The sequence below is a fragment of the Aureimonas sp. Leaf454 genome, from assembly GCF_001424685.1.
Lineage (GTDB): Bacteria > Pseudomonadota > Alphaproteobacteria > Rhizobiales > Rhizobiaceae > Plantimonas.
The window spans coordinates 69,328-92,962 of sequence record NZ_LMQT01000003.1 but is presented as its reverse complement, the minus strand read 5'-3'; the positions used below and the strand labels follow the sequence as shown (position 1 = coordinate 92,962).

The 23,635-nt window shown below is 68.2% G+C and carries 16 protein-coding genes; 8 read left to right on the top strand and 8 right to left on the bottom strand.

What is annotated here, in order from left to right; translation table 11 throughout:
- Window positions 1-4 precede the first annotated feature (4 nt).
- The 3 genes from ASG43_RS06140 (at window position 5) to ASG43_RS06130 (ending at window position 3,431) form a co-directional block, all read left to right on the top strand.
- The gene (locus ASG43_RS06140) at window positions 5-823 is read left to right on the top strand and encodes an ABC transporter ATP-binding protein (RefSeq protein WP_056501815.1); all 819 of its coding nucleotides are present in this window, start codon (window positions 5-7) and stop codon (window positions 821-823) included.
- Complete coding sequence (locus ASG43_RS06135) at window positions 823-2,769, top strand: MlaD family protein (RefSeq protein WP_056501812.1); 1,947 nt, start codon at window positions 823-825, stop codon at window positions 2,767-2,769. Before ASG43_RS06140 ends, ASG43_RS06135 begins: the two co-directional genes overlap by 1 nt.
- Window positions 2,770-2,831: 62 nt before the next feature.
- A complete protein-coding gene (locus ASG43_RS06130; protein ID WP_056501957.1) occupies window positions 2,832-3,431 on the top strand; it encodes an ABC-type transport auxiliary lipoprotein family protein in 600 nt (199 codons plus the stop codon).
- Window positions 3,432-3,533: 102 nt separating this feature from the next.
- Here ASG43_RS06130 and ASG43_RS06125 read toward each other — a convergent pair whose 3' ends face one another.
- Both ASG43_RS06125 and ASG43_RS06120 read right to left on the bottom strand, forming a co-directional pair.
- Window positions 3,534-4,028, bottom strand: coding sequence for a lysozyme inhibitor LprI family protein (locus tag ASG43_RS06125; protein ID WP_056501809.1), 495 nt, complete (start codon window positions 4,026-4,028; stop codon window positions 3,534-3,536).
- Window positions 4,029-4,241: 213 nt separating this feature from the next.
- Window positions 4,242-12,926: a hypothetical protein gene (locus ASG43_RS06120; protein ID WP_156386510.1), complete on the bottom strand. Its 8,685-nt coding sequence runs from the start codon at window positions 12,924-12,926 to the stop codon at window positions 4,242-4,244.
- A gap of 447 nt (window positions 12,927-13,373) precedes the next feature.
- On the opposite strand from ASG43_RS06120, the gene ASG43_RS06115 reads away from it, so the two are divergent.
- Both ASG43_RS06115 and ASG43_RS06110 read left to right on the top strand, forming a co-directional pair.
- Window positions 13,374-13,751, top strand: a complete 378-nt coding sequence (locus ASG43_RS06115) for an Hpt domain-containing protein (RefSeq protein WP_056501802.1) — start codon at window positions 13,374-13,376, stop codon at window positions 13,749-13,751.
- A gap of 127 nt (window positions 13,752-13,878) precedes the next feature.
- Window positions 13,879-14,199 carry a 2Fe-2S iron-sulfur cluster-binding protein gene (locus ASG43_RS06110; protein ID WP_056501800.1) on the top strand — a complete coding sequence of 107 codons (321 nt, stop codon included), beginning with the start codon at window positions 13,879-13,881 and terminating at the stop codon, window positions 14,197-14,199.
- Between the two features lie 8 nt (window positions 14,200-14,207).
- Here the strand turns inward: ASG43_RS06110 and ASG43_RS06105 are convergent, their stop codons facing one another.
- Window positions 14,208-14,813 (bottom strand): DUF922 domain-containing protein, encoded by a 606-nt coding sequence (locus tag ASG43_RS06105; protein WP_056501796.1) that lies wholly within the window; start codon window positions 14,811-14,813, stop codon window positions 14,208-14,210.
- A gap of 120 nt (window positions 14,814-14,933) precedes the next feature.
- Here ASG43_RS06105 and folP point away from each other — a divergent pair, with 120 nt between their 5' ends.
- Window positions 14,934-15,794, top strand: a complete 861-nt coding sequence (folP, locus tag ASG43_RS06100) for a dihydropteroate synthase (RefSeq protein ID WP_056501793.1) — start codon at window positions 14,934-14,936, stop codon at window positions 15,792-15,794.
- Entirely contained in the window at window positions 15,791-16,327 is a 537-nt protein-coding gene (folK, locus tag ASG43_RS06095) for a 2-amino-4-hydroxy-6-hydroxymethyldihydropteridine diphosphokinase (RefSeq protein ID WP_156386508.1), read from the top strand. Before folP ends, folK begins: the two co-directional genes overlap by 4 nt.
- 26 nt (window positions 16,328-16,353) lie before the next feature.
- Here folK and ASG43_RS06090 read toward each other — a convergent pair whose 3' ends face one another.
- The 4 genes from ASG43_RS06090 to ASG43_RS06075 form a co-directional block, all read right to left on the bottom strand.
- Window positions 16,354-16,857: a hypothetical protein gene (locus tag ASG43_RS06090; RefSeq protein ID WP_244488004.1), complete on the bottom strand. Its 504-nt coding sequence runs from the start codon at window positions 16,855-16,857 to the stop codon at window positions 16,354-16,356.
- A 156-nt stretch (window positions 16,858-17,013) separates the two neighbouring features.
- A complete protein-coding gene (locus ASG43_RS06085; RefSeq protein WP_056501787.1) occupies window positions 17,014-18,102 on the bottom strand; it encodes a TIGR01620 family protein in 1,089 nt (362 codons plus the stop codon).
- A 30-nt stretch (window positions 18,103-18,132) separates the two neighbouring features.
- Window positions 18,133-19,578, bottom strand: a complete 1,446-nt coding sequence (locus tag ASG43_RS06080) for a YcjX family protein (protein ID WP_056501784.1) — start codon at window positions 19,576-19,578, stop codon at window positions 18,133-18,135.
- Window positions 19,579-19,701: 123 nt separating this feature from the next.
- Window positions 19,702-20,220, bottom strand: a complete 519-nt coding sequence (locus ASG43_RS06075; protein ID WP_056501782.1) for a histidine phosphatase family protein — start codon at window positions 20,218-20,220, stop codon at window positions 19,702-19,704.
- A gap of 228 nt (window positions 20,221-20,448) precedes the next feature.
- On the opposite strand from ASG43_RS06075, the gene dksA reads away from it, so the two are divergent.
- Window positions 20,449-20,865: an RNA polymerase-binding protein DksA gene (dksA, locus tag ASG43_RS06070; RefSeq protein ID WP_056501779.1), complete on the top strand. Its 417-nt coding sequence runs from the start codon at window positions 20,449-20,451 to the stop codon at window positions 20,863-20,865.
- 364 nt (window positions 20,866-21,229) lie between these two features.
- Here the strand turns inward: dksA and ASG43_RS06065 are convergent, their stop codons facing one another.
- Window positions 21,230-23,452 (bottom strand): flagellar biosynthetic protein FliO, encoded by a 2,223-nt coding sequence (locus ASG43_RS06065; protein WP_056501775.1) that lies wholly within the window; start codon window positions 23,450-23,452, stop codon window positions 21,230-21,232.
- Between the last annotated feature and the right edge of the window lie 183 nt (window positions 23,453-23,635).

Here is a 23,635-nt window from a genome sequence, read left to right as displayed (position 1 = left end):
CGGCATGGCTGACGCGTCAACCGGCGATCACGACGTCATCATCCGCGCGCGCGACGTGACGGTCTCCTTCGGTCCGAAGACCGTGCTCGACGGTCTGTCGCTGGATGTGCGGCGCGGCGAGATCCTCGGATTCGTCGGCGGGTCGGGGCAGGGCAAATCCGTGCTGCTCCGCACGATCCTCGGCCTGAACCAGAAGCAGGGCGGCACGATCGAGATCTTCGGCACCGATTACGAGCGCGCGAGCGACGAGGAGCGTCTGGCCGTCGAACGGCGCTGGGGCGTGCTCTTCCAGCATGGCGCGCTCTTCTCCTCGCTGACCGTTCTGGAGAACATCCAGGTTCCGATGCGCGAATATCTCGACCTGTCGCCCGGCCTGATGAACGAACTGGCGCGGCTGAAGATCGATCTGGTCGGACTTGCGCCGGACGCCGCTGACAAGTTTCCGTCCGAACTGTCCGGCGGCATGATCAAGCGCGCGGCTCTCGCCAGGGCGCTCGCGCTCGATCCCGACATCGTCTTTCTCGACGAGCCGACCTCGGGTCTCGATCCGATCGGCGCCGCGGAATTCGACGAGCTGATCATGACGCTGCGCGATACGCTCGGCCTCACCGTCTACATGGTGACGCACGACCTCGACAGTCTGTTCCAGGCCTGCGATCGCATCGCGGTCCTCGGCGGCAAGAAGGTGCTCGTCGAGGGCCCGCTCCAGACCATGCTCGATTTCGACGAGCCCTGGGTGAAATCCTATTTCCACGGCAAGCGCGCGCGCACCATCGTGCGCCGCGAGCCGTCCGACAAGACCGCCGACGAGAAAGCCGACTGATGGAAACCAAAGCGAATTACGTGCTCGTCGGCGTCTTCACCGTCGTGATCCTCCTGCTCTCCTTCGGCTTCGTCTACTGGTCCGCCAACGTGTCCGACAAGGATACGCAGGTGCGCATGCTGGTGCGCATCGAAGGTTCTGTCACCGGCCTCAGCGTCGGCAGCCAGGTGCTGTTCAACGGTCTTCGGGTCGGCGACGTGCGCAACCTTCGCATCGATCCGAACGATCCCCGCGTCGTGATCGCGACGACGCAGGTCGACGCGACCACGCCGATCACGACATCGACGCGCGCCACGATCGGCTTCGCCGGCCTCACCGGGCAGGCCTTCATCGAATTGAAGGGCGGCAACGTCAACGAACGCAACATCATCACCTATGCCCAGGAGCAAGGCGCGATCCCCGTGATCAAGGCCGATCCCTCCGATGTCACCGACATTCTGGCGACGGCCAAGGACATCGCGGAGCGCGCGAACAACATCCTGACGCAGTTCGAATCCGTGGCGAGCGACATCCAGCCGGCCGTGCGCACGACCGCCAACAACATCACCGCGACCTCCGAAAACATCCGCGTCTTCACCGACAGCCTCGCGGCCAATTCCGACCAGATCGACGGGTTCATCGGCTCGATCAGCCGTCTCGCGGGCACGGCGAACACCGTCGCCGAAGCGCTGCCGGACGCCATCCAGTCCGCCCAGCGCATCGTCGAGGCGGTCGACCCGAACTCCGTGCGCACCACGGTCGACAATGTCGCGGCGATTTCGCAGACCCTTCGCAATCAGTCCGATCGCGTCGCCTCCGTCGTGGCCTCCGTCGAGACCGCGGCGACGAGCCTTGGTTCGGTCGGCGAGGCGATCCAGCGCAACTCGCCCGCGATCGACCGCTTCCTCTCCAATCTCGGCCCGATCTCCGACACGGCGGCGACCGTGGCGACCCGTCTCGATACGACGCTCGCCTCGGCCAACGACGTGCTGGCATCGGTCGATGCCGAGGCGGTCCGCTCCACGATCGCCAATATCAGCGGCGCGGCGGAGCAGGTGCGCAACGTCGCGGGATCGATCGGCGACCAGTCCGACGCGATCCGTCGCGCGGTGGCGGGCGTCGTCGAGGTCGTCGACAATGTCGACCGGATCACCGAAGGCGTGGCCGGGAACTCCGACGCCATCAACGACTTCCTCGCCGGCGTCGGCCCGCTCGCCCGCAATGCCAACACCGCCGTGACCAATCTCAACGACACGCTGACCTCGGCGCGAGGCGTGATCGCGGCGGTGAACCCGCAGGAGGTTTCCGACGCCGTCAGCAGCGTCTCGAGCCTCGTCACCGCCATCAACGCCAAGACGCCGGCCATCCAGTCGGTGATCGACGGCGTCGACCGCACGATCCGCACGGTGGACACGACGCTGACGGGCTTCGACGGAACCCGCCAGCGCGTCGACGGCATCCTCGCCGGCATCGAGCCGGAAACGGTCAACCGCGCCGTCGCCAACGTCTCGTCCGCGACCGACAACGTCGCCCGGGCCGCCGATTCGATCGCGGGCATCGCCAACGACATCGGCGCGCGCCGCGACGACATCAACAGCATCATCACCAATGCCGAACAGACGAGCGTCAAGGTGAACACCGCCTCGACGCGACTCGACACGGTTCTGGCTTCGCTCGACCGTCTCCTCAAGGCGGATTCGACCGAGGGGCTGGCGGCGGAGGCTTCGGCGACGCTTGCCTCGATCCGGCAGGTCGCGGCCAACATCAACGCCCGCGTCGGGCCGATCGCGGACAACATCCAGAGCTTCTCGGGCAACGGCCTACGCGAGGTGCAGACGCTGGTGCGCGACGTCACGCGCTCGGTCAACCGCATCGAGGGAGCGGTCAGCGACTTCCAGACCAATCCGAGCCGGATCATCTTCGGCGGCGACGAGGTGAAGCAGTACAATGGCCGCAACCGGCGGTGAGGCCGATCTCCATTCGAGGGGCCGACGCCGGCCGCTCCTTCGTGACGCGTAAGGATTCCAGCATGCACGCCGCCCTCATCCGCTCCGGCCTTCTCGCCGCCCTCGCGTTCGGCCTCGGCGCCTGTGCCTCGCTCGGCGGTACGACGCCGCCCGACACCTACGAGATCTCCTCGCCGACGACGGTTCAGCGCAAGGCCGGCGCAACGCGTGCCCAGTTGCTCATTCCCGAACCGACGGCGATCAAGACGCTCGACAGCGCGCAGATCGTCATCAAGCCGACGCCCTACACGGTCGAGTATCTGGCCAACAGCCAGTGGAGCGACCGGCTGCCGCGCATGGTGCAGCTGCGGTTCGTCCAGGCCTTCGAGAATTCCGGCCGTGTCGCGGCGGTCGGCGTTCCCGGCCAGGGACTGGCCATCGACTATCAGGTCGTGATGGAAATCCGCCGATTCGAGATCGATGCCGACGGTGCCAATCGCGCGGTCGTCGAGATCGCGGTGAAGGCTTTGAACGACAAGACGGGCGCCGTGCGCGCGACCCGCGTCTTCACGCAGACGGCTCCCGTGTCGGGCGCTGGCAACGCTTCCTATGTCGCCGCGCTCGATGCAGCCTTCGATCGGACCAGCGCCGACATCGTCGCCTGGATGCTGAAACTCGTGTGATCGCGCGGGATCCGGGTCGGGGTCCACGGCATCCGGCACCCTCGGTGCTCGCACCGAAGCGAAACGGCGGATCGGCTCGAAGCCGGTCCGCCGTTTCGCGTTTCAAGGATCGGACGGTGCGAGGTCGATCGCTCGGACCGCCGTGAGATCGAGGGTACAGGACAGGGCGATGGTCGTGCGGATCGTGCCGTCCTTGAAGGCCTCGAACCGCCGATCGCATTCGGCATCGCGATAGGCGATCCAGGCGCGCTGCGCCGTCTGCAGATCCGCCGCGGCCGAGGCGTTGTCATCGCCGTCGCCCTTGCGCTCCGCGTCGATGGCTTTGGCGGATGCCATTTCCGCCTTGTAGCGCTCGTTCAGGATGCTGTCCCAGGCGTCGGCCTCGCGCGAGATGCAGGCATCCATTCCGCTGGTCGTCGCGCCGTCCGGCTCCTCCTGACACACGCTCGAGATCTTACCGATACAGCTCCTCGGCGGTGAGTCGGCCGCCTCCGTCATGCAGGACTCGATCGCCTCGACGTCCTCCGCCTCTGCGGCAAAGACCGTGTGCGGGATGCAGAGAAGGGTCAAGGCGACGAGGTGAGCGATACGCGGCATGGCAAGCTCCGGAGGATGACGGAGAGAATGTCTGCCGGATCTCCTTGATGCAAGCGCCGGGTGGACGGCGGATTCCGCGGCAAGCGACGGCGTGCCGGTCGAGGCTTCGTCGATCGTATGAGCGCTGGCGACGCGACGCCCTCTGCGGAAACGAGAAGGGGCGGCCCTTTCGGACCGCCCCTTCTTTTCCGTCTTGCCGTACAGCGCCGATGATCAGGCGTCGAAACGGCCCGATGCATGCGCGAGCATCGTGTAGACCTTGCCCGTGTCGGAGCTGAGATAGGTCCGCGTCAGGTTGTTCTCGGGGTCGCGGCGCGCCACGTCGGCGAGCAGCGTCTCGAAGTCCGCGATATAGCGGTCCACCGCCGACCGGAACTCACCGTCGCGCTGATACTTGCGGCGGATCTCGTCGAAGGTCTGCTGGCCCTTCATCGTGTAGAGCCGGCGCGTGAACACGTTGCGCTCGCCGCGACGATAGCGGTCCCAGAGGTCCACCGAGGCGTTGTGGTCGATCGCGCGGGCGATATCGACCGATAGCGAGTTCAGGCTCTCCACGACGTGCTCCGGCGAACGTCCTGCCTTCGGCTCCTCCTGTGCCGACGAAGCGGCGGGGGCGGCGGATTCCGGCGAGACGTCGTCATCCTCCTCTTCCTCGCGCGATGCCCGTCGCAGGAGATCGGACACCCAACCGCCACCGCGGGCCTGCTGTTCCGGCTCGGCCGGGGCGGCGGGCTGCAGGACCGGCGTCGCGGCAGGCTGGGCCGGCGCCGACAGGAAGCTCGGCGCCGGTGTCTGAGCCGGCGTCTGCGTGGGAACCGGAGCCGGAGCCTGTTGCCTCGGCGCCGGCGCCGGCGCGGGCGCCGCACGCTCGACGTCCAGCGTTCCCCGGAGATCGCGCGCCAGATTGCCCTCATTGCCGAAGGAGGCCGTCATCCTCTGGGGCGGGACGGAATCCCGGCTGATGATCCGCTCCGAGACGGCCGATGCGGACGGCGCATCGGACCGGGCCGGCGCGGAACCGGAGGAGCGGGACTCCGGCCGAAGGGCCGGGGTTTCGGGTGCCTGGCTGCGGCGCGCGCCGACGTCGAAGGCACGACCGGACTGGTTCACGATCTCGCTGAGATCGCGCAGCGCCCGGATCTGATCGGACACGGCACGGCGCATGGCCTCCGTCGAGTCGCGAGCCTCTTCCGGCAGCTCGAGGACACCGCGACGGATTTCCTCACGGGTCGAGGACAGGTCCTCGCGGATGGAAGAAGCGGTCTTGCGCATCTCCTCCGTCGCGCCTTCGAAGCGTCGCGTCGCGTCCTCGACTGCCGTCTGCACGGCGTCGCGGATGTCGGCCGCCAGGGTGCGGGACCGCGCCTCGGCATCCTCGATCCGCTTGCCGGCGTCCTCCAGCGAGCCACCGACCTCGGTGGACAAACGGGAGGACAGGAGCCGCGAGCGCTGCTCGGTGCGCTCGAACAGGCCGTCGACGACCTCCTCGAAGGACCGCATGAGCTCGCCGATCTCCTCGGAGCGCTTGACGAGCCCGGACGAGAGCTCTTCCAAGCTGCTCCGCCGCTCGTCGAGCGTCGTATTGAGATGGCCCTCGGCGGCGTCGATCAGCTTGACTGCCTCCGTCAAGGTCTCACCGTGGTCGCCGAAGCGATCCGCGATGGTCGAGATGCGCGAGAAGGTATCGGTGGAGACCTGATCCAGGCGACCGACATTGCCTTCGATGAGGCGCGTCGATTGCGTGATCCGGTCCGCGGCCCGCTCTGCGCCCTCGGTGAAGCGGCTGCTGGAGTCCTGGAGGGCCGCGTCGATCGAGACGAAGTTGGTGGAGGCTTCCTCGACGAGCGTGCGCAGGCTGCCATTGGTCTGCGACAGGCGCTGGATCAGACCGCCGACATCACGCGACAGCTGCTCGCGCATCTCCGCGACGGCTGCGACCGTTCCGGTCGTCCGTTCGTCGAAGCTCGACAGGATCTCTTCGGACGACGACACCAGCGACTGCACGGTCTCCTCGGTCCGCCGCCCCAGCGACGCGATCATCGCGGCATTCTCGGTGCGAAGCCGCTCGGCGGCCTCGCGGGACGCATTCCCGATGCGCTGGACGAGAGCGACGCTGTTCTCGCCGATCGTCTGGAGAACCGGCTTGGCCTCGTCCTCGATGATCCGCGACAGTTCCAGGCCACGTCCCGACAGCATGTCGCCGAGCGCGCGCGTGCGCTCGTCGAGATCGCTGGAGAGCGACTGCGTGCGCGCAGTGATCTCGCGTTCGCTCGCACCGACGCGGCTGGCCATCTCCTCGCCGAAGGCGCTGGCGCTCCCGACGAGCTGTTCCCGCGCCCGATCGGTCTCGATCCGGATCGCATCGGTGGCACCGGCGAGTTGCGCGGCGACCTTCGACGTCTGGTCGAGGATCGCCTCCCGGGCGATGTCCGCATCGTGCTGCAGAACGTTGGACGCGTTGGCGATGTCGTCGCGGATGCGCGCCGCGACGCTGCCCACTTCGTTGCTGAAGAGGGAGGATACGCCGCCGAGCTCCTCGCGGATCGCCATCGTCACCGTGTCGAGATTGCCGCGAATGGTCTCGGACGAATGACCGAGCGCCGATCCGAGCTCCTCGTGGAGACGCGCCAGCTCCGCCGTGAAGCGGGCCGCCCGCTCGTCGAGCGAGCCTGCCGCCCGTTCCGTCTCCGAGCGCATGGCATAGGATGCGCTGCCGATCCGGGAGGCGAAGGCGTCCGTGCTGTCGGCCAAAGCCGTCCGTGCTTCATCCGTACGCTCGCGCAGGGTCGCCGAGGCGAGCGCGACGCTGTCGGCAAGCCGCGCCGCGTCCTCGCGGACCCGTTCGCGGGACCGATGGCCGGCCTCGATGAGAAGTCCGGACGCCTCTGCGATCTTGGCCGCGAGGCTTTCGGCCTCGTCGCCAAGCTGGCCGCGCACGAAGCTCGTGCGTTCGCCGAGCGAGTCGGCGGCCGTCGCGACCTCCGAGACGATGCCGTCCATGTTCTCGCGCAGGTCGTTGCGGGTCCGCTCGCCGATCTCGCCGAGGAGGCGGGATGCCTCCACGATCCCGTCCGCAAGCCGTGCGGCTTCCGATCCGAGCTGCTCGCGCGCCATGCCCGCATGTTCCCCGATCGCATCGACCGCTCGGCCGATCTCGGCCGATAGGATCGCGGCGTTTTCCTGGATCTGGTCGCGAGACCGCTCGCCGGAGGTGAGGAGCGCCAGGGAAGCCTCCTCGACCCGGGCGGCGATGCGCTCGGCTTCGTTGCCGATGTCGTCGCGTGCCGAGCCGGTCCGCTCGCCGATGCTCTCCACCGCCCGAGCGATCTCGGCCGAGAAGAGGGCGGCTTCCTGACGGACCTGCTCACGCGAGCGCTCCCCGGAGGCCCGGAGAAGACCGGAGGCTTCCTCAATGCGCGTGGCGAGACGGCCGGCCTGCGTGCCGAACTCGTCGCGCGCCGCGATCGTGCGTTCGCCGATGACGTCGACGGCACGGGCGATCTCGGTCGACAGGCGTTCCGCGCCTTCGCGGACCTGATCGCGGGAGTGCTCGCCGGAGGACCGGATGAGACCGGACGCCTCCTCGATCTGCGAGGTGAGCTGCACGGCTTGCGTGCCGATCTCCTCCCGGGCCGCGATCGTGCGCTCGGCGATGGCCTCGACGGCACGCCCGATCTCGCTCGACAACAGGACCGCATCCTCGCGGACCTGCTCGCGGGAGCGCTCGCCCGAGCTGAGAAGAAGGTTCGACGCCTCCTCGATCCGCTCGGCCAGACGGCCCGCCTCCTGGCCCAGTTCGTCCCGGGCCGCGCTGCTCTTGTCGCTCAAGGTCTCGACCGCGCGGCCAATCTCGGTGAGGAGCAGGGTGGCATTCTCGCGCAGCTGGTCGCGCGACCGGTCGCCGGCGCTCGCGATGAGGCTCGAAATGCCTTCGATGCTTTCGCCGATGCGTCCGGCCTCGATGCCGATATCCGTGCGCACCAGGCTGCCCCGTTCACCGATTGACTCGATGGCGCGCGCGATCTCGGCCGTGATGAGGCCGGCATCCTCGCGGATCGCATCCCGCGACCGTTCGCCGGATGCGGTGAGCAGGGTCGATGCGTCCGCGATGTGAAGGGCAAGGCGCTCCGCCTCGGTCCCGATGCGGCGGCGCGCATCCTCGGCGCGTTCGCCGATCGTCCCCGCCGCGGCCTCGACATCCGCCGCGATGGCCTGGGCTTCCAGGCGAAGCTGATCGCGCGACTGCAGCGTCGTTTCGCGAAGACGTCCATCCAACCCTTGCAATTCCGCCGACAGGACGTCCGCCTGTCGGGCGATTTCGGCGGCAACGTTCTCGGTCTTCGTGCCGAGACCGGAGATCGCTTCCAGGACTTCGCTCGAGATGACGGCCGCCGTCTCGCGGAACCGCTCGCGCGAGCTGTCGCCGAGATCGACGAGATGACGCGTCGCTCCGTCGAGCTGGCTGGCGAGCGTTTCCACCTGCGAGCCGATTTCGATGCGCGCCGCGGCGGCGCGCTCCGAGATGGCTTCCGCCGCGACCGCGACTTCGGCGGCAACGGCGCCGGCCTCCTCGCGAAGACGGGCACGGGACACGTCGCCGGCTTCCCGCAGGCGATCGCCGACGCTCGACAGGGCGCCGACCAGCGACTGCGTTTCCTGCGCGACCTCGTCGCGGATGCCTTCGGTGCGCTCGCGCAGCAGTTCGACAACGGTCAGAACCTCGGCTGACATGCCCGAGGCGCCTTCGCGGAACCGCTCGCGGGACAGATCGCCTGCCTCGCTCAGCCTCACGTGGGCCTGCGAGAATTCGGCGGCGAGCGCATTGGCCTGCTCCGAAATCTCCTGGCGTGCCGTCTGCGCGTCGCGGCGCAGCTGTTCGGTCAGGCCTTCGAAACCGCCGCCGAGATCGCCGACCACCGCGGTCAGGCGACCGTGGGCTGTTTCCGCCTCGGTGCGGATCGCGTGCGCTGCGGCCGAGATCGCGGCGACGAAATTGGTGCCGTCGCCGGACAGCTGCTCGCGCGCCTCGTCTGCACCGCTGCGGAGCGAGGCGGCGACGTCGGCGATGCGGGCCGCCAGAGCTTCCGCCTCGGCGGTGAAGGCGCGGCGCGAATCGTCGGCCGCACTGCCGATGCTGCCCGCGACGCCACCGATCGTCTCGACCATGCGCCCGCTTTCGCCGGCGATGTCCTCGCGCACCCGGTCGACACGGGCGGCCAGCTGGTCCGCCACGCCGGACAGGCTCTCGGCCAGACGGTCGGCTTCCGACGACAGGCGGAGGCGAACCTCCTCACCGGAGGACAGGAACATCTGCTCCAGGCCGGACACGCCGGTGCCGATCTTGCGGGCCTCGGCTTCGAGCGCCACCCGCGCGTTTTCCGCTTCGAGCGTCATGGCTGCGGTCGCCGAGGTGATGGCGGTGCGCAGCGTGTCGGCGACGAGGGTCGCGCGGTTGGAGAGCGTGCGCTCGACATTGCCGAGCCCGCGCTCCAGCGCGGCCGAAATCGCTTCGGTCCGCTGGTCGAGCGCGCTCGTGAGGCTCGCGCCGCCGGCGTCCAGCGTCGTGACGAGTTCGTCGCGGCGATTTTCGATCGCGCGGCTGACGTCTCCCACGCTTTGCTCGATCGAACGGCGCACATCGTCCGCGCGGTCGCCGAGCGTTGCGGCGGCGGTCTGCGCGACCTCGTCGAGGATCCGGATGAGGCCCTCGCGGCGATCGTCCAGCACCACGGACAGCCGCTCGTCGACGCCGGTCAGGAGATCGGCGATCTCTTCCGTACGTCCGGACAGCGTCTCGGCGATCAGGCCGCGGCCGCGGTCGAGTTCGGCGACGAGCTGGATCGTGCGTTCATCGAGTTGGCCGAGCAGCGGGGAATCCGTGCCGGCGACGATGTCGCGGATCGTCTCCATGCGCTGGTCCAGTCCGCCCAGAAGCTGCGACTGCGCGGATTCGACGAGGGCGCGCAGGTTCGCGGTCCTGGCGTCGAGCCCCTCGCGCAGCGTCGCCGAGCCCTGGTCCAGATCCTGGATCAGGGACACGCGCGTTCCCTCGACGGCGTCCGTCAGCCCGCCGATTCGCTCGGCCAGTTCGCTGGTGACGCGATCGGTGACGGTCGCAAAGGCCGTGGTGATCACGCCGACGCGCTCGTCGAGCACGGCAGCGAGATCGCCCTGGGATTCATGGCCGAGGCGGCGAAGCACGTCCGTCCGCTCGCCGAGAAGGTTGCGCAAGGCGTCGTTGCGCTCGTCGAGCGCCTCGACGACGTCCGTCTGCGTCCGGCGCAGAAGCTCGTCGGCTGCCGCCAGGCGGTCGGCAAGGCCGGTTTCCAGAAGCCCGGCGCGGTCGGACAGGTCCGACAGAAGGCGCTCGGACCGCGTCTCGATCGTGCCGACGAGGCTTTGTCCACGCTGGTCGACACCGATGGCGATGCGATTCTCGACCTCCGAGAGCAGCCGCTGAAGCCGCTCGACATTGTCCTCGATGGTGGAGGTGATGGCCGTGCCGCGCTCCTCCAGGCCGTTGACGAGGCTGTGCTGGGCGAAGGCGAGCGTGGCTTCGAGATCTTCGGCCCGGCCGCTGAGGGCGGCCTCGATGCCGGTGATCCGCTCGCCGATGATGCGCTCGAAGCCGCCGGTCGTCTCGTCGAGGCTCTTGCGCAGATTGTCCAGCCGGTCGTCGAGGAGGGTGCGCATCTCGCCGGAATGGCCGGCGAGAGTGCGATCCGTCAGAGCCAGAGCCTGCGAAGCCTGCTCCGAGATCGAGCGTTCGCCGCGCGCGACGGCATCGCCGATGTCGCGGCTGCTGTTGGCGAGCGTCTCGACGAAGGAGGCGGAGCGCTGTTGAAGATCCTCGGCGATCCGGTCGCCCGAGCCGACGAGGGTCTTCGTCTGGTTCTCGACGGCGGCGAGCAAAGCGCCGCCTCGCTCGACGATCGTCGTCTCCAGCATCTTCAGACGGTCGTCGAAACCGCCGATCACCTGATCGTTCTTCTCCGACAGAAGAAGCGACGTGCGTTCGACTCGGTCGTCCAAGGACGCGATGAAGCGCTGGCCGTCGTTTTCGAGCTGATCGCGGCGGGTGGCGAGCAGGGTGACCATGCTCTCACCCGACATCTGGACGCGGCGGTCGATGTCGTCGCTCATCGCCGACAGGCGGGCGAGAAGATCGTCCGAGCCTTCCCGGATGGCGTTGGAACGGTCTTCGAGAAGACGCGTCACGGTCTCTCCGGCCTCGGTCAGCTTCGTCGTCGCGGCATCCGCGGTGTCGCCGAGCCTTTGAACGAAGCTGTCGCCGGTCTGGCTGATGCGCTGATCGGCCATCCGGGTGTGCGTGTCGAAGAGCGCGATCAGATCCTCGCTGCGCCGGGCGTAACCCTGAGCGAGTTCGTCGCCGCGTTCACGCAGCATCTGGTCGAACTTCGCGGAGGCTTCCTCGATCCTCTGCAGGATCTCGGTCGCTGCGCCGTCGACATCGCCGACGAGACGCTGGTGCGAACCGACGACGGACGAGCGCAGCTTCTCGGCATGGGTCAGCATCGACTCGCGTTCGTTGCCGAGATCCTGGACGAGGGCGCGGATGCGCACCTCGTTGTCCGCATAGGACCGCTCCAGAGACGTGACCTCGGACTGCACGAGCGATTCCAGCTCGGACGTGCGGGCCAGCGCGCGCTCGACGCCTTCGCCCAAAGCGGAGACTTCGCGGCGGATCGCCTGTCCGACGCTCATCACGCGTTCGGTCGCCAGGGTTTCCGGCTCAGCCAGGCGAAGGGCGACCTCCGCCATCGAGCGGCTCATCAGCTTCAGTTCCTGGCTTCGACGCACCATGACCGCGAAGGCGAAGATCAGAAGCACCGGCACCAGGGCGGCGGCGGCGACGACGAGGAAGCCGCGGGAGGCTCCGAGATCGGCACCCGTTGCCGGGAGAACGAAGAGCTGCGCGCCATAGGCGGCATAGCCGATATAGAGCGTGGCGAGCACCCAGAGGGCGGAGACGGCGGCCGCGATGTAGATCGGCGCGCGGGATGCCTTTCGGCTGAGAATGCCCTGGGCCATGACGGAGAAGCGACGCTCCTCGTCATTGGCCGGCGTGCGGCCACCCGGCGCCGCCGGGGAAGGCGTGCCGTCGCGTGCGTCGGGATCGCGGCGGAGCGTCTCGCGGCGTGGCGGAGCCTGATGGTCCGACGCTGGCTCGAGACGGAGCGGCGGCACCGGGGGCGTGGCGGGACGGGCGCCCGTCGCCGTCGCCTCGCCGGATGGGGCGGAGGGCCCCGTCGCCGCGGCGCTGGCGGCGGCGACCGCGATCCCGGCCGTGGCCGTGGCGGCCAACGAGGCGACGCCCGAATTCCGCGACGCGCTGGCCGGAACGATGGTGGCCGCACTGCCGTCCGTGCCCGTCGCGCTGAGAACGAAAGGCGTGGACTCTTCGATCTCGACCGTTAGGATTTCAGGCTCCCGGATCAGATCCTCGTGCAGACGCTCCTGCAACGCAAAATCCAGAGCCGACTGCATCTCGGCTTCGTCCGCATCCGCCGTGGGACCGGCGCCTGGTTCCTCCGCATCGGTCCGGAACGCGTCGGTCGCTTCCAGAACCGTGCGTTCGAACTGGTCGAGCGCGAAATCGATGTCGATTCGATCGGCCGTCAACGTCTCCGTCTCGATCCGTCCCTCGGCCGTTCCCGCAGCGCCGACATCGCTCTCGAGAAGCGCGGCGGCAGCCGGATCGGCGATCGCCTCCGGGCCGGCACCGCCGATGGCGACGGACCGATCCTCCGGACCGATCGATCGAATGTCCGACGACGGCGGGTCCAGATCGCCCATGTCGAAGTCCGCGTTGAGCGCCGCCTCCAGCTCGCTCAGCGCCTCGTCGGTCAACGGGTCGGATGGTTTGTTGTTCGCCATGGTACCGTCGCGCCTCACAACTCGTTACGCTGCACCGTTCATGAACGCCCAACCGGCCAAGCCGGAACGCGGACGCCAATCCCTCCGTAGACCGCGAGAGCGGTCGGTGCGAAAAGGGACTTCCTCACTCTCTATCGTATGGAGGGGAGGTCCCGAAATAAACCGTGAATCCGGTCGATCCTTACAAGTTTAAACATAAGGTTAACGCTCGGAGGGTTCCGTCCCATCTTTTGGCCGACGGAGTCCTAAGTCCACCCTTCGATTATGCCGACAATCTAAGGGAAAACGCGGATTGTGGATTGGTTCATTCTCAAAGGCGACGACCGGCGGTTCTTAACTCGGCCGATACGGGAAAGGGTGCAGCGTCGACGTCAGCCGGCTCGGATGGTTCGGCGCAGGAACCGTTCCTCCCGTTCGACAGGGGCGGATCGAAAGCGAAAGGCGAACATGCCCCGTTCTTCCAGCCTCAGGATCGAGCCGATCTTCGCTCCCGACATTCCGGCCGTCGCATCGCGCGAGCGTCCGGTCGATCTGGTTCACCTATCGCATCAGACGATGGGCGATGCCGCCTTGGAGCGCGAGGTCCTCGGTCTCCTGGGGCGTCAGCTGAACGCCGTTTCCGGCCGCCTCGACGGTGCGGAACTCGACGAGCGTCACCGGGTCGCGCACGCCCTGAAGGGCGCCTGCCTCAATGTGGGAGCCTTTCGGCTGGCCCGGGCCGCGGAGGCTCTGGAAAGCCATCCCGCATCGATCGAGGCGCTCCGCGGGTTCGAGACCGAGATGAGGACGACGGCTCTTTTCGTCGCCGATCTCCTGCGCGGCTGAGCCATCGCCACCCAGCGACCGTCGCGGGACCTCAGACCTCGATTGACAATTTTCCGCAGCTCCTTCTATCGAACGGTTCCAGACCGTGCCCGCCGGTCGTCCGACACCCGTTCGTTGAAGGCATGACATGACCGAGATCACCTTCGTGACCCATGACGGCGCCCGCTATGCGCTTTCGGCGGCGCCTGGCGCGACGGCCATGGAGACGGCCGTCAAGAACTCCGTGCCGGGTATCGATGCCGAATGCGGCGGAGCCTGCGCCTGCGCCACGTGCCATGTCTACGTGGACGAAGCCTGGGTCGAGAAGGTCGGCCCGCCCGAGGCGATGGAGGAGGACATGCTCGACTTCGCCTTCGAGATGAAGCCGACGTCGCGCCTGTCCTGCCAGATCAAGCTCGGCCCGGCGCTCGACGGGCTGGTGCTGCACGTCCCCGAACGCCAGGCCTGAAGCGCCCTCTACTCGGCCTCCGCCTTTCGGATGTTTTCCTTCAGCAGCCGACGCAGCCGCATGTTCATCTCGCGGCCCTCGATCATGTCGAACTCGCGCTGGGCGCGTTCGTGGTTGGCGAGGAAGGTGGCGGTGACGGAGTCCACCCGCGCCTCCATCCTGTCGCAGCTGCGCTCGGTGCCGAGATTGCGGAGCGCGCTCTCCATCTTCTTCAGCCAGAGCTTGGCGATTCGGGCGTGGTCGTCCTCGTGACGGGCGATGTCGTCCGATAGCGTCTTCCAGACGATTCGGGTCTGCGGCGTGGCTTTCTTCGGCGTCGACCACTTCGGCAGGGTCTTGACGAGATGCACGCCGAGATTGGTCCGCTCGACGCGGCAGGTTCCATCGGGCGTCTCGCGATAGGTGACGCGACCGTCGAACTTGACCTGGGTCGAACCGGGATGGCGAATGCCCGTTCCTGTCATTAAGGGGCCCTTGCGGTTGAGGTCCCGGTCGAGATCGTCCAGCGTCGTGCCGCGAATGGTGAAGTAGGTCGTGCGCTCCTTCACCTCTGCGGCCGAGGCGACCGAGCCGAGCAGCGCTCCGGCCAGAAGCGGAAAGAGCCAGCGCATCATCTTTGGGGATCCTGTGGACGGGGTCGTCGCAACGACGCTACTGGAATCATTGACGGAAGCAATCACCGCTTGGAATCACGGTTATGCGACCGTGGCAATCGGCGAACGAGGCACGCTGGCATGAAACCCCTTTTCCCCCGCGCCCGAAACGTCGAGATCGGACATGGGCAACGACTGACGCTCGGGCGCCGCTCGACGCTGATGGGCATCCTGAACGTCACGCCGGACAGCTTCTCCGACGGCGGGCGACACGCGACCGTCGATCGAGCCGTCGCGGCGGCGCTTCGGATGGTGGACGAGGGCGCGGACATCATCGACATCGGAGGCGAATCGACGCGGCCGGGAGCGACGCCCGTCGATGCGATCGAGGAACAGCGCCGGGTGCTGCCGGTGATCGAGGCTTTGTGCCGCCATCCGGGCCTCGTTCTTTCCATCGACACCTACCGATCCGAGACGGCACGCCTGGCGGTGGAAGCCGGCGTCCATATCGTCAACGACGTCTTCGGCGCTCAGAAGGATCACGAGATCGCGAAGGTCGCCGCGGAGACCGGTTCGGGGCTTTGCCTCATGCACACGGGTCGCGAGCGGCAGCCGCTGCCCGACGTCATCGAGGACCAGTTCCTGTTCCTGCGACGCTCGTTGGAGATCGCGACGATCGCGGGCGTCGAGCGGAACCGGATCATCCTCGACCCCGGCTTCGGTTTCGCCAAGGACGGTCCGCAGAACATGCGCTTGATGGCGCGGTTCGACGAACTGCTCGCGCTCGATCATCCGATTCTCGTCGGGACGTCGCGCAAGCGTTTCGTGCTCGGCTCTCTCGGCCGGGACGATCCAGAGCGCGACGTCGCGACGGCGGCGACGAGTGTTCTGTTGCGCGAGCGGGGCGCCGATATCTTCCGGGTGCACAACGTCCCGGCCAATCGCGACGCGCTCGCCATCGTCGACGCGATGTCCGCCGCCATGGCCGGAGAGGTCTGGTGAGGTTCCGCGCCCTGATCGGGCTCGGCGGCAATGTGGGTGATCCCCGCGCGAACATGCGTCTGGCGCTTCTGGCGATCGACGCACGTCCGGACACCGACGTCGTCGCCGTCTCGCGGCTCTTTCGCACGCCGCCCTGGGGTGTCACCGACCAGCCGTTCTTCTTCAATGCCTGCGCGGCGGTCGAGACGTCGCTGTCCGCCCATGCGCTTCTCGATCTCTGCCTCGAGACCGAACGGAGTTTGAAACGGGAGCGGCGGGAGCGCTGGGGCCCGCGCACCATCGATCTCGACGTGCTCGATCACGCGGGGGCATCGATTTCGGACGAGCGTCTGACGCTGCCCCATCCCCGGATCGGCGAGCGCGCCTTCGTCCTGGTGCCGCTGGCGGAGGTGGCGCCGGACTTCCAGGTGGGCGGCCTGCCGGTCGCCGAGCGGCTGGCCGGCCTCGACCGCGCCGGCATAGAACCGGCGAGCGAAGACGGGTCCTGGTGGCGCGATGCGCCGGGCGACGGCGTCGCACCCGCCTCGCTTTGATCGAAACGAGACCGGTTGCGCCGGAATCAGTCGTCGAGGCTGAAGCCGGTGCCGAGCGATGTCTGCGTCACGGTGTCTTCGCCGCGCTTCAGGCTCATGCCGATGACGGGCACGAGCTTTTCGGCGACGCGGACCGAAACGGTGATGTTGAGGCTGTCCTTGTCGGCGAGGCGGGCGACCATGGCGCCCTTCAGCTGTTTGCGGTTGAGGCCGACGACCATGGCATCGCGCTCGATCGTGCCGGACACGATGTCGAGGCCCTTGCCGGCGGCGCCGTCGAGGAAGGATCCGGCGAAGCTGTCGCCCTTGCGTCGGACTTCCGCCCGCATCTTCTGCGAGAACAGGCCGACGCGGCAGGATCCGTCGAGCGCCATGCCGGCCGACTTGCCCGCCGTCTCGCCGGCGAAGGTGCAGACGAATTTCGTGCCCTTGTACTTGCCCGCGACGATCTCGCCCGGCCCGGTCCAGTTGCCGACGACGCGATCGAAGAAGGGCTTCTCGTTGCCCGCGGCGGATGGGCCCGCGGCCATGAGGGCGCAGCCGGCGACGAGAAGGCCGGCGACGGATCTGACGGACATGGGAGCGGACCTTCCGGGCGAGGGGCGAACAGGCGTTTTGGTCCAGCCTTTATCGCCCGGAAGGGTTAACGCTTTCTTCCCGGAGACCGTCCTCTCGCCGACGTGACGTCAGCCGGAGCGCTGGGCCGAGCCCTTCTCGTCCTGAGCCAAGCGCATGAGATCGCCAACGAAATCTCCGATGCGGGGCCGTCTCACCCGCAGGAAGGGCAGGGGTCGGCAGAGGTCCATCGCGGCCAGACCGACGCGGGCCGTGAGAAGTCCGTTGACGACACCCTCGCCGAGCCGGGCCGACAGCCGCGCGGCCAAGCCGTGGCCGACGACCTGTCCGACGATGTTGTCGCCGATCGCGATCGAGCCCGTGACGGCCAGATGCGCCACGACATCGCGGGTCAGGCGGATCAGTCCGATCGTGCCGGGACGCGCGCCGTAAAGCTCCGACATGCGGCGGATCAGCCGGACCGTCTCGAAGAGCACGTAGCTGATGTCGACGATGGCCTTGGGGCTGACGGCGGTCACGACCGAGACGCGCTTGGCGGATTCGAGGATCAACGCGCGTGCCTTGGCGTCGAGCGGGATCAGGAGCTCTCGCTCCGCCAGTGCGATCCGGTCGCGTCCGTCGATAACGTCGTCCGCGAGGGCATCGAGGCGGGCCCGGCCTTCCGCGGTCTCCGGCTTGCCCGCGACCAGGGTCTTCAGTCCGGCGACGACGAGCTTGGCCTCGCTTTCGGAATCGAGATCGTAGGCCCTGCGGGCCGCCCGGCGTTCGCGGTCGACGGCGGCAAGGCGCATGAGTCCGATCATCTCGCGGCCGACGATGCCGGCGGCGCCGATCGCGAGGAGCGCGACGAGCCCGAGCCCGGCCCAGCCGAGCCAATCCTCCCGAGCGAAGAGGTCGCGGATCAGGCTGTCGAGGGCGAGGCCGACGGCGACCGAGGCAAGCGCCGCGAGCGCTCCGAGGAAGAGCTTGCCGAAGGAGAAGCCGCGTCGGCGCGGGGCGGCCGCTTCGGCTTCGAGGGCGGAGACCACGTCGTCGCGTTCGATGGCATCGTCGGGCTCGATCGAAAGCACGGACAGGTCGGGAACCGCCCGCGGCACGCGGACCGCCTCCGCCAGCGGGTCCCGAACCGGCGGGGGCTGCGGCGCGTCGATCCGGAAGGCCGTCGGTCGGCGGGGCGGTCGCTCGGGCGTGTCGCTCATGGGATGACCTTCGAAGGCGGGGAGACGATGTCAGGCCAGACGATCGCCGATGAGAAACTGAAGCGCACGGTCGAGCCGGATATGGGGAAGCGACAGGGTCAGGCCTTCCGCCGAACGCTCCAGCTTCGGGGGGCGGAAGCGAACGAAGGTGATCGGGCCGGGGACGGTGCCCGGCTTGAAGAGGCGGGACGGATCGCTCGGGAGATCGCCGGGAAAGATCGCCGTCTCGCGCTGGCCGTCGAATCGCTCGTCGGCGATGGTCTCGCCCGCGATCGGCGTGCCGACGATCACCGGAAGACGGTCGCCGCCGTCCTCGACGGTCGCCTCGCGCGTCGCGCGGATCGCCGCCATCGCGAGCGTCTCGGTCTCTGCCCCTGAAAAGCGCGCGCGCTTGACCGCGTCGTCCACGAGCCGTTTCACGATCGCCTCCAGCCGGACATGGCTCTCGCGATGGAGATGATCGGCCTTGGTCGCCGCGAAGAGGATGCGGTCGATGCGCCGGCCGAGGACCGCCCCGAGCCAGGTCGCGCGGCCCGGCCGGAAGCAGGCGAGAATGTCGACCAGTGCCGTTTCGAGGTCGGCCAGCGCTTCGGGACCGGCATTGATCGCCTGCATGACGTCGACGAGGAGGATCTGCCGGTCGAGGCGCGCGAAATGCTCGCGGAAGAAGGGCTTCACGACGACCGACTTGTAGCCCTCGTAGCGGCGGGCCATGAGGCCTGCGAGAGAGGTCTTCGGATAGGCGCGTCCAGGCTCGACCGGGAGCGGGGCGAAGGTGAGGGCGGGCGAGCCCTCGAGGTCCCCCGGCATGAGGAAACGTCCCGGCGGCAGGGTCGAGAGTGCGGTGCGATCGGCACGGCAGGCCTGGAGATAGTCGGCGAAGGCGCGGGCAAGACCCTGCGCGGTCGGCTCGTCCGCGGGCGCGTCGAGATCGGCCGCGGCGAGGCGTTCGAGATACGGGCCCGCCATCGCCGCTCTCGACGGCAGGCGGGCGCGTTCGATCGATTCCGCCGAGAAGGTCGCGTAGTCCTTGTCGAGGAGAGGCAGGTCGAGGAGCCACTCCCCAGGGTAGTCGACGATGTCCAGCGTCAGCCGGCCGGCCGAGAACATGCGGTTCCAGCCCGACGCCGATTCGTACTCGATCGTCAGCCGCAATTCGGAGATCGCGCGCGTCGACTGCGGCCAGAGCCGATCCTCGACGAGCGTGCGGATGTGGTCCTCGTACTGAAAGCGCGGGACGCCCGCGTCCGGCTGCTCTTCCAAGAAGGTTCGGGCGATGCGGCCGCCGGACTGCGCCTCGAAGAGAGGGAGACGGCCCGCGTGGAGGAGATTGTGGACGAGCGAGGTGATGAAGACCGTCTTCCCCGCGCGCGAAAGCCCGGCGACGCCGAGCCTCAGCGTCGGCCGAAAGATCGAACCCGTGCGATCGGCGAGATTGTCGAAGGCGATCCGCGCTTCGTCGGTGAGGCTGGTCATGAGGCGGGAACGGATCCGGTTGTCGGGCCCGCGGCATATGGGAGCGGCGCACCGCGTTGGAAAGACGGGGGCGGTCGGCGCGCGGCGAGTTTCACCCGAACCGGTCGAGCCGCCGCGCCGGCGTCAGCCCGGCCCGGGAACGTGGAAAGCGGCAAGACGACCCGATGCCGGACCGATCCCGGCGAGCGGGCCGTCGAATTCGATCACCGCCAGTCCCGCCGTCGGAAACCCCGCCTTCAGAACGGCGAGGGCCTTCGCATCCCCGTCGGGCGCCAAAGCCGACACGACGTCCTCGGCCATCGGATTGTGCCCCACCAGGAGAAGCGACCGGGCGCCGCTCCGGCGCGCCGCCGCCAGATAGGCTTCCGGACCGAGCGCGTAGAGATCGTCGGAGATCATCGTGGGAGCGTCGAGGCCGAGAGCGTCCTTGAAGGCGGCGAGCGTTTCCTGCGCGCGCACCGCGCTCGACGTGACGATGCCGTCGATCTCCAGCCCGGTGTCGCGGAAGATCGAGCCGATCGACAGCGCCTCTCGGCGGCCCCGATCGTCGAGAGGCCGCTCGTGATCCCGTTGTCCGGGCAGCGCCCAGGAGGAATGGGCGTGACGTAGGAGGAGGAGGCGACCGGGAGCGCTCGAGGACATGAAGATCGAGTAGGACGTTTCGAGGAAACGGGCAATGCGCCGAATGGATCAGCGGCCTGCACCGATCTTGAGCAGAGAGAAGTCGGACCAACGCGCGTCAGATGAAAGTTTCGTAAAAACCTTGGCTTATCCGAAGCTTTCGGTGAAATGCGCCTTGCGTGAATGGTGCTTGTTCGGCAGTGGTCTCGTCGCTATAAGCACCGCCGAGACGGCATCCGAGGAAGCGATATGAGCGAAACTCTGCCCATCACATCGAGCCTTTCCGAAGATGGCGCCTTCATGAACGAGCGTCAGCGGGAATACTTCCGCAAGAAGCTGCTCGCCTGGAAATCCGAAATTCTCCGGGAGTCGCGCGAAACTCTCGACGCGCTCGCCAACGACAATTCCAATCTCGCCGACCTCGCCGACCGGGCCTCCTCCGAGACCGACCGTGCCATCGAACTTCGCGCCCGCGACCGCCAGCGCAAGCTGATCTCCAAGATCGACGCGGCTCTCGAGCGCATCGACGACGGCACGTATGGTTATTGCGAGGAAACGGGCGAGCCGATCAGCCTGAAGCGGCTCGATGCTCGGCCGATCGCGACAATGTCGCTGGAGGCGCAGGAGCGCCATGAGCGTCGCGAGAAGGTCTACCGGGACGAATGACGAGCCGCCGGGTCGACCCGGCCGGTCCGCCGCGGTGCCGAGGGAGCGGTCGACACCGCGCCCCGTCCATCGATCGGACGTATGAATGTCCCCGACGATGAGATCCGTTCCGCGTCCATCCGAACCTGTCGGGCGACCGTCTTTGCCCTGAAGTTCCGTCATCGGCCTTGCCGATGATGCGAGCGCGGTGTCTCGGCCATCCCGGCGAACGATTGGCTTCGCGTTCGGCGACAAGCGAGAGGCGCTTTCCGCCGGTCTTCTGATGCCCTTCCGCGAGCGGAGCCCCGCCCGGCGAGACCGGCCGAGGCCTCGACCGTCGCGCGTGAACGACGGTCGCTCCCCGAGAACGCCGCGGATCGCTCCGCTAGCGGACCCTGCGATCCGCCGTCTCGATGTCGAAGTCTCCGAGAAGCCGTTCCATCTCTTCCTCCAGCGTCAATTGCCGGCGCGGCGGGGGGGCGCTGAGAAGCGGATCGGCCTTTGCTGCGACGGGCGCGGCCACCGGGATCGGTTCGACCGGCGAAGATGGGGGCGGCGGAGCAGGCTGCGCAGACGCTTCCGGCGGTCGGACCACAGGAGCGCTCGTCGTCTTCGACGCCGCGGCCGCGCCTGCAACCGGCGCTTCCTTGGAATTCCAGATGTCCCCGCCCAACTCATCGTCGAGTTGCGCCGACAGGAAATCGCCGAGATCCTCTTCCTCTTCGTCCTCCCACGAGGTCGCGGGCTGGACCGAGGGCAGGGGATGCGCGGTGGCGGTGACGGGCTTCACCAACTGGCCACCCGATGCGGGCCTGGATATCACGGGCGGCTCGGAGGAGACCGGCGGGACGGCGGGAACTCCCATGGCGGGCACCCCGATGGCGGGCTCGACGCGAGGCGGCGTCGGAGTGACTGCCGCCGCCGGTTGATCGCCGGAAGACTGCCGACCCTGGATGACCGATGCGAAACTGCGCACGGACAGGGGGCGCCGATCGCCGGGATCGATGGTCGGAACATCCTGCGGCGCCCGGGAGGGCGCTGCGGAGACCGGGTCGATGCGGCTGCTGGAAAGCCGCGGCTCGGCCACCGTCGTCTTGTCCTCGACAATCGGCGCATTTGCGGCGTCGGCAGTTCCGAGGAGCCGGGCGAGCACGGCTTCGGGCGACGGCTCCGCGGACGACATGTTCTCGTTCGGCGGTTCGACACCGCGGCGTGCGGCGGTCGTTTCGTCTGCTCCGGCGGGATCGGAGGATCTTGCCGTGATCTCCGGGCCGGACCCGAGCGGAGCGGGTTTCACGGGCAAGGTCGGCGTCGCCATCGAACGCGGCTGGATCGTGGTCGGCGCCAACGAGGAGGGTGGCCGTTGCGGCCCCGCCGGAACCGGGTTCGGCGTCGAAACGGACGGGGCCGTCGATGCCGGCGCCAGCGCCGGGGTTTCCATCGTCGGCATCGTCGCCGTCACGCGGACGGCGTCGCGCAGGTCGCTGTCACGTGGAATCGGTCGCTGGAACTGCGCCGGCAGGGAGATCGTCGGACGCGGCGTATCCGTCGACACGGGCGTCACCAATAGGGAGGCCGACAGCGGCTGAAGGGGACCAGATGCCGGATCGACGGACGGCGCTGCCGCCGTTGCCGAAGGCGCGTCGATCGAAGAGGTGATCTCGCGGCCGCCTGGAAGAGGCGAGATCGACCGCTCGACGGGCATGCGGACGGCCGCCGGAGTCGGACGTGGAAGAGGCGCCTCGGCGGGCTTCGGAGGCTGGACGATCGGCGCGGCCGCTGCGGGCGCGGCTGCGATCACCGGCGCCACCACCGGCGCCACCACCGGCATTGCCGCCGGGGTGGGGGCGACCAGCGGTGCGGCGGCCGGCGCCGGACGCAGGTCTCCATCGTTCGAGGGTTCTGGCTGCGCCGGGCCTTCCGGGCGTGTGAGATCGTCCGTCGAGAGTTCGACGGCCGGAGCATCGCTGCGCCCGCCCCGGGGTGACGAAAGTCCAGGTTCGATCCGACCGGTTGCGGACAAAGCGGTGCGCGGCGACGTCGGCGGCGCGACCACGGGTGCGTCGACGACTGGCGCTGCGTCCACGGCGGGTTCGACCACGGGGCTCATCGTCCTTTCGGCGACGGGAGCCGGAGCCGGAGCCGGAGCCGTCGGGCGGGGGACGGGGCGCGTCAGCGGGCTGGGGCTGCGAGCGACCGGACCCGGCGTGGCTGCGCCGCGCGGCGCCTGCGTGCGCAGACCGCCGCCGGTCGCAAAATCCGCTTCGGGCTGAAGCGTCGGCTCGGTGCGGCCTGGACGGGCACCGGACGCGACGCGCAGGATGCTCGCCTCGACGACGAGGTCGTTCTGTCCCCCGATGAGAAGAAGATGCTCCACTTCGTCGCGCCGGACGAGAACCAGCTTGCGCTTGGGATCGATGACCGAGACATCCATCACGGCGAGACGCGGGCCCCGGCTCTTGACCTTCGAACCCATGCCGACGCCCATCACCTTCTTGGCGATCGAAAGAACGACGAAGATCAACACCAGGATGATGGCGGCGACGAGCGCGTAATAGGCCAGCGGTGCCATGTCGGTGCCGACCCAATCAGAAAGCCAAGAGGGCATACTGGACTCCTGCTAGATTTTCCCGATGGTAGACCGGAATTGTCGAGTCGGGACAAGCGCTTTCGGCTCGACTTTAGCGTGTCATGCGACCTTTGGCGTCCAGTTCCGCGAAAGCCAGTGCCGTCAGGTTGACCTGGATCATGGTGCCCGTCGCAGCAAGCGCTCGACGACTTGTGTCCGGGC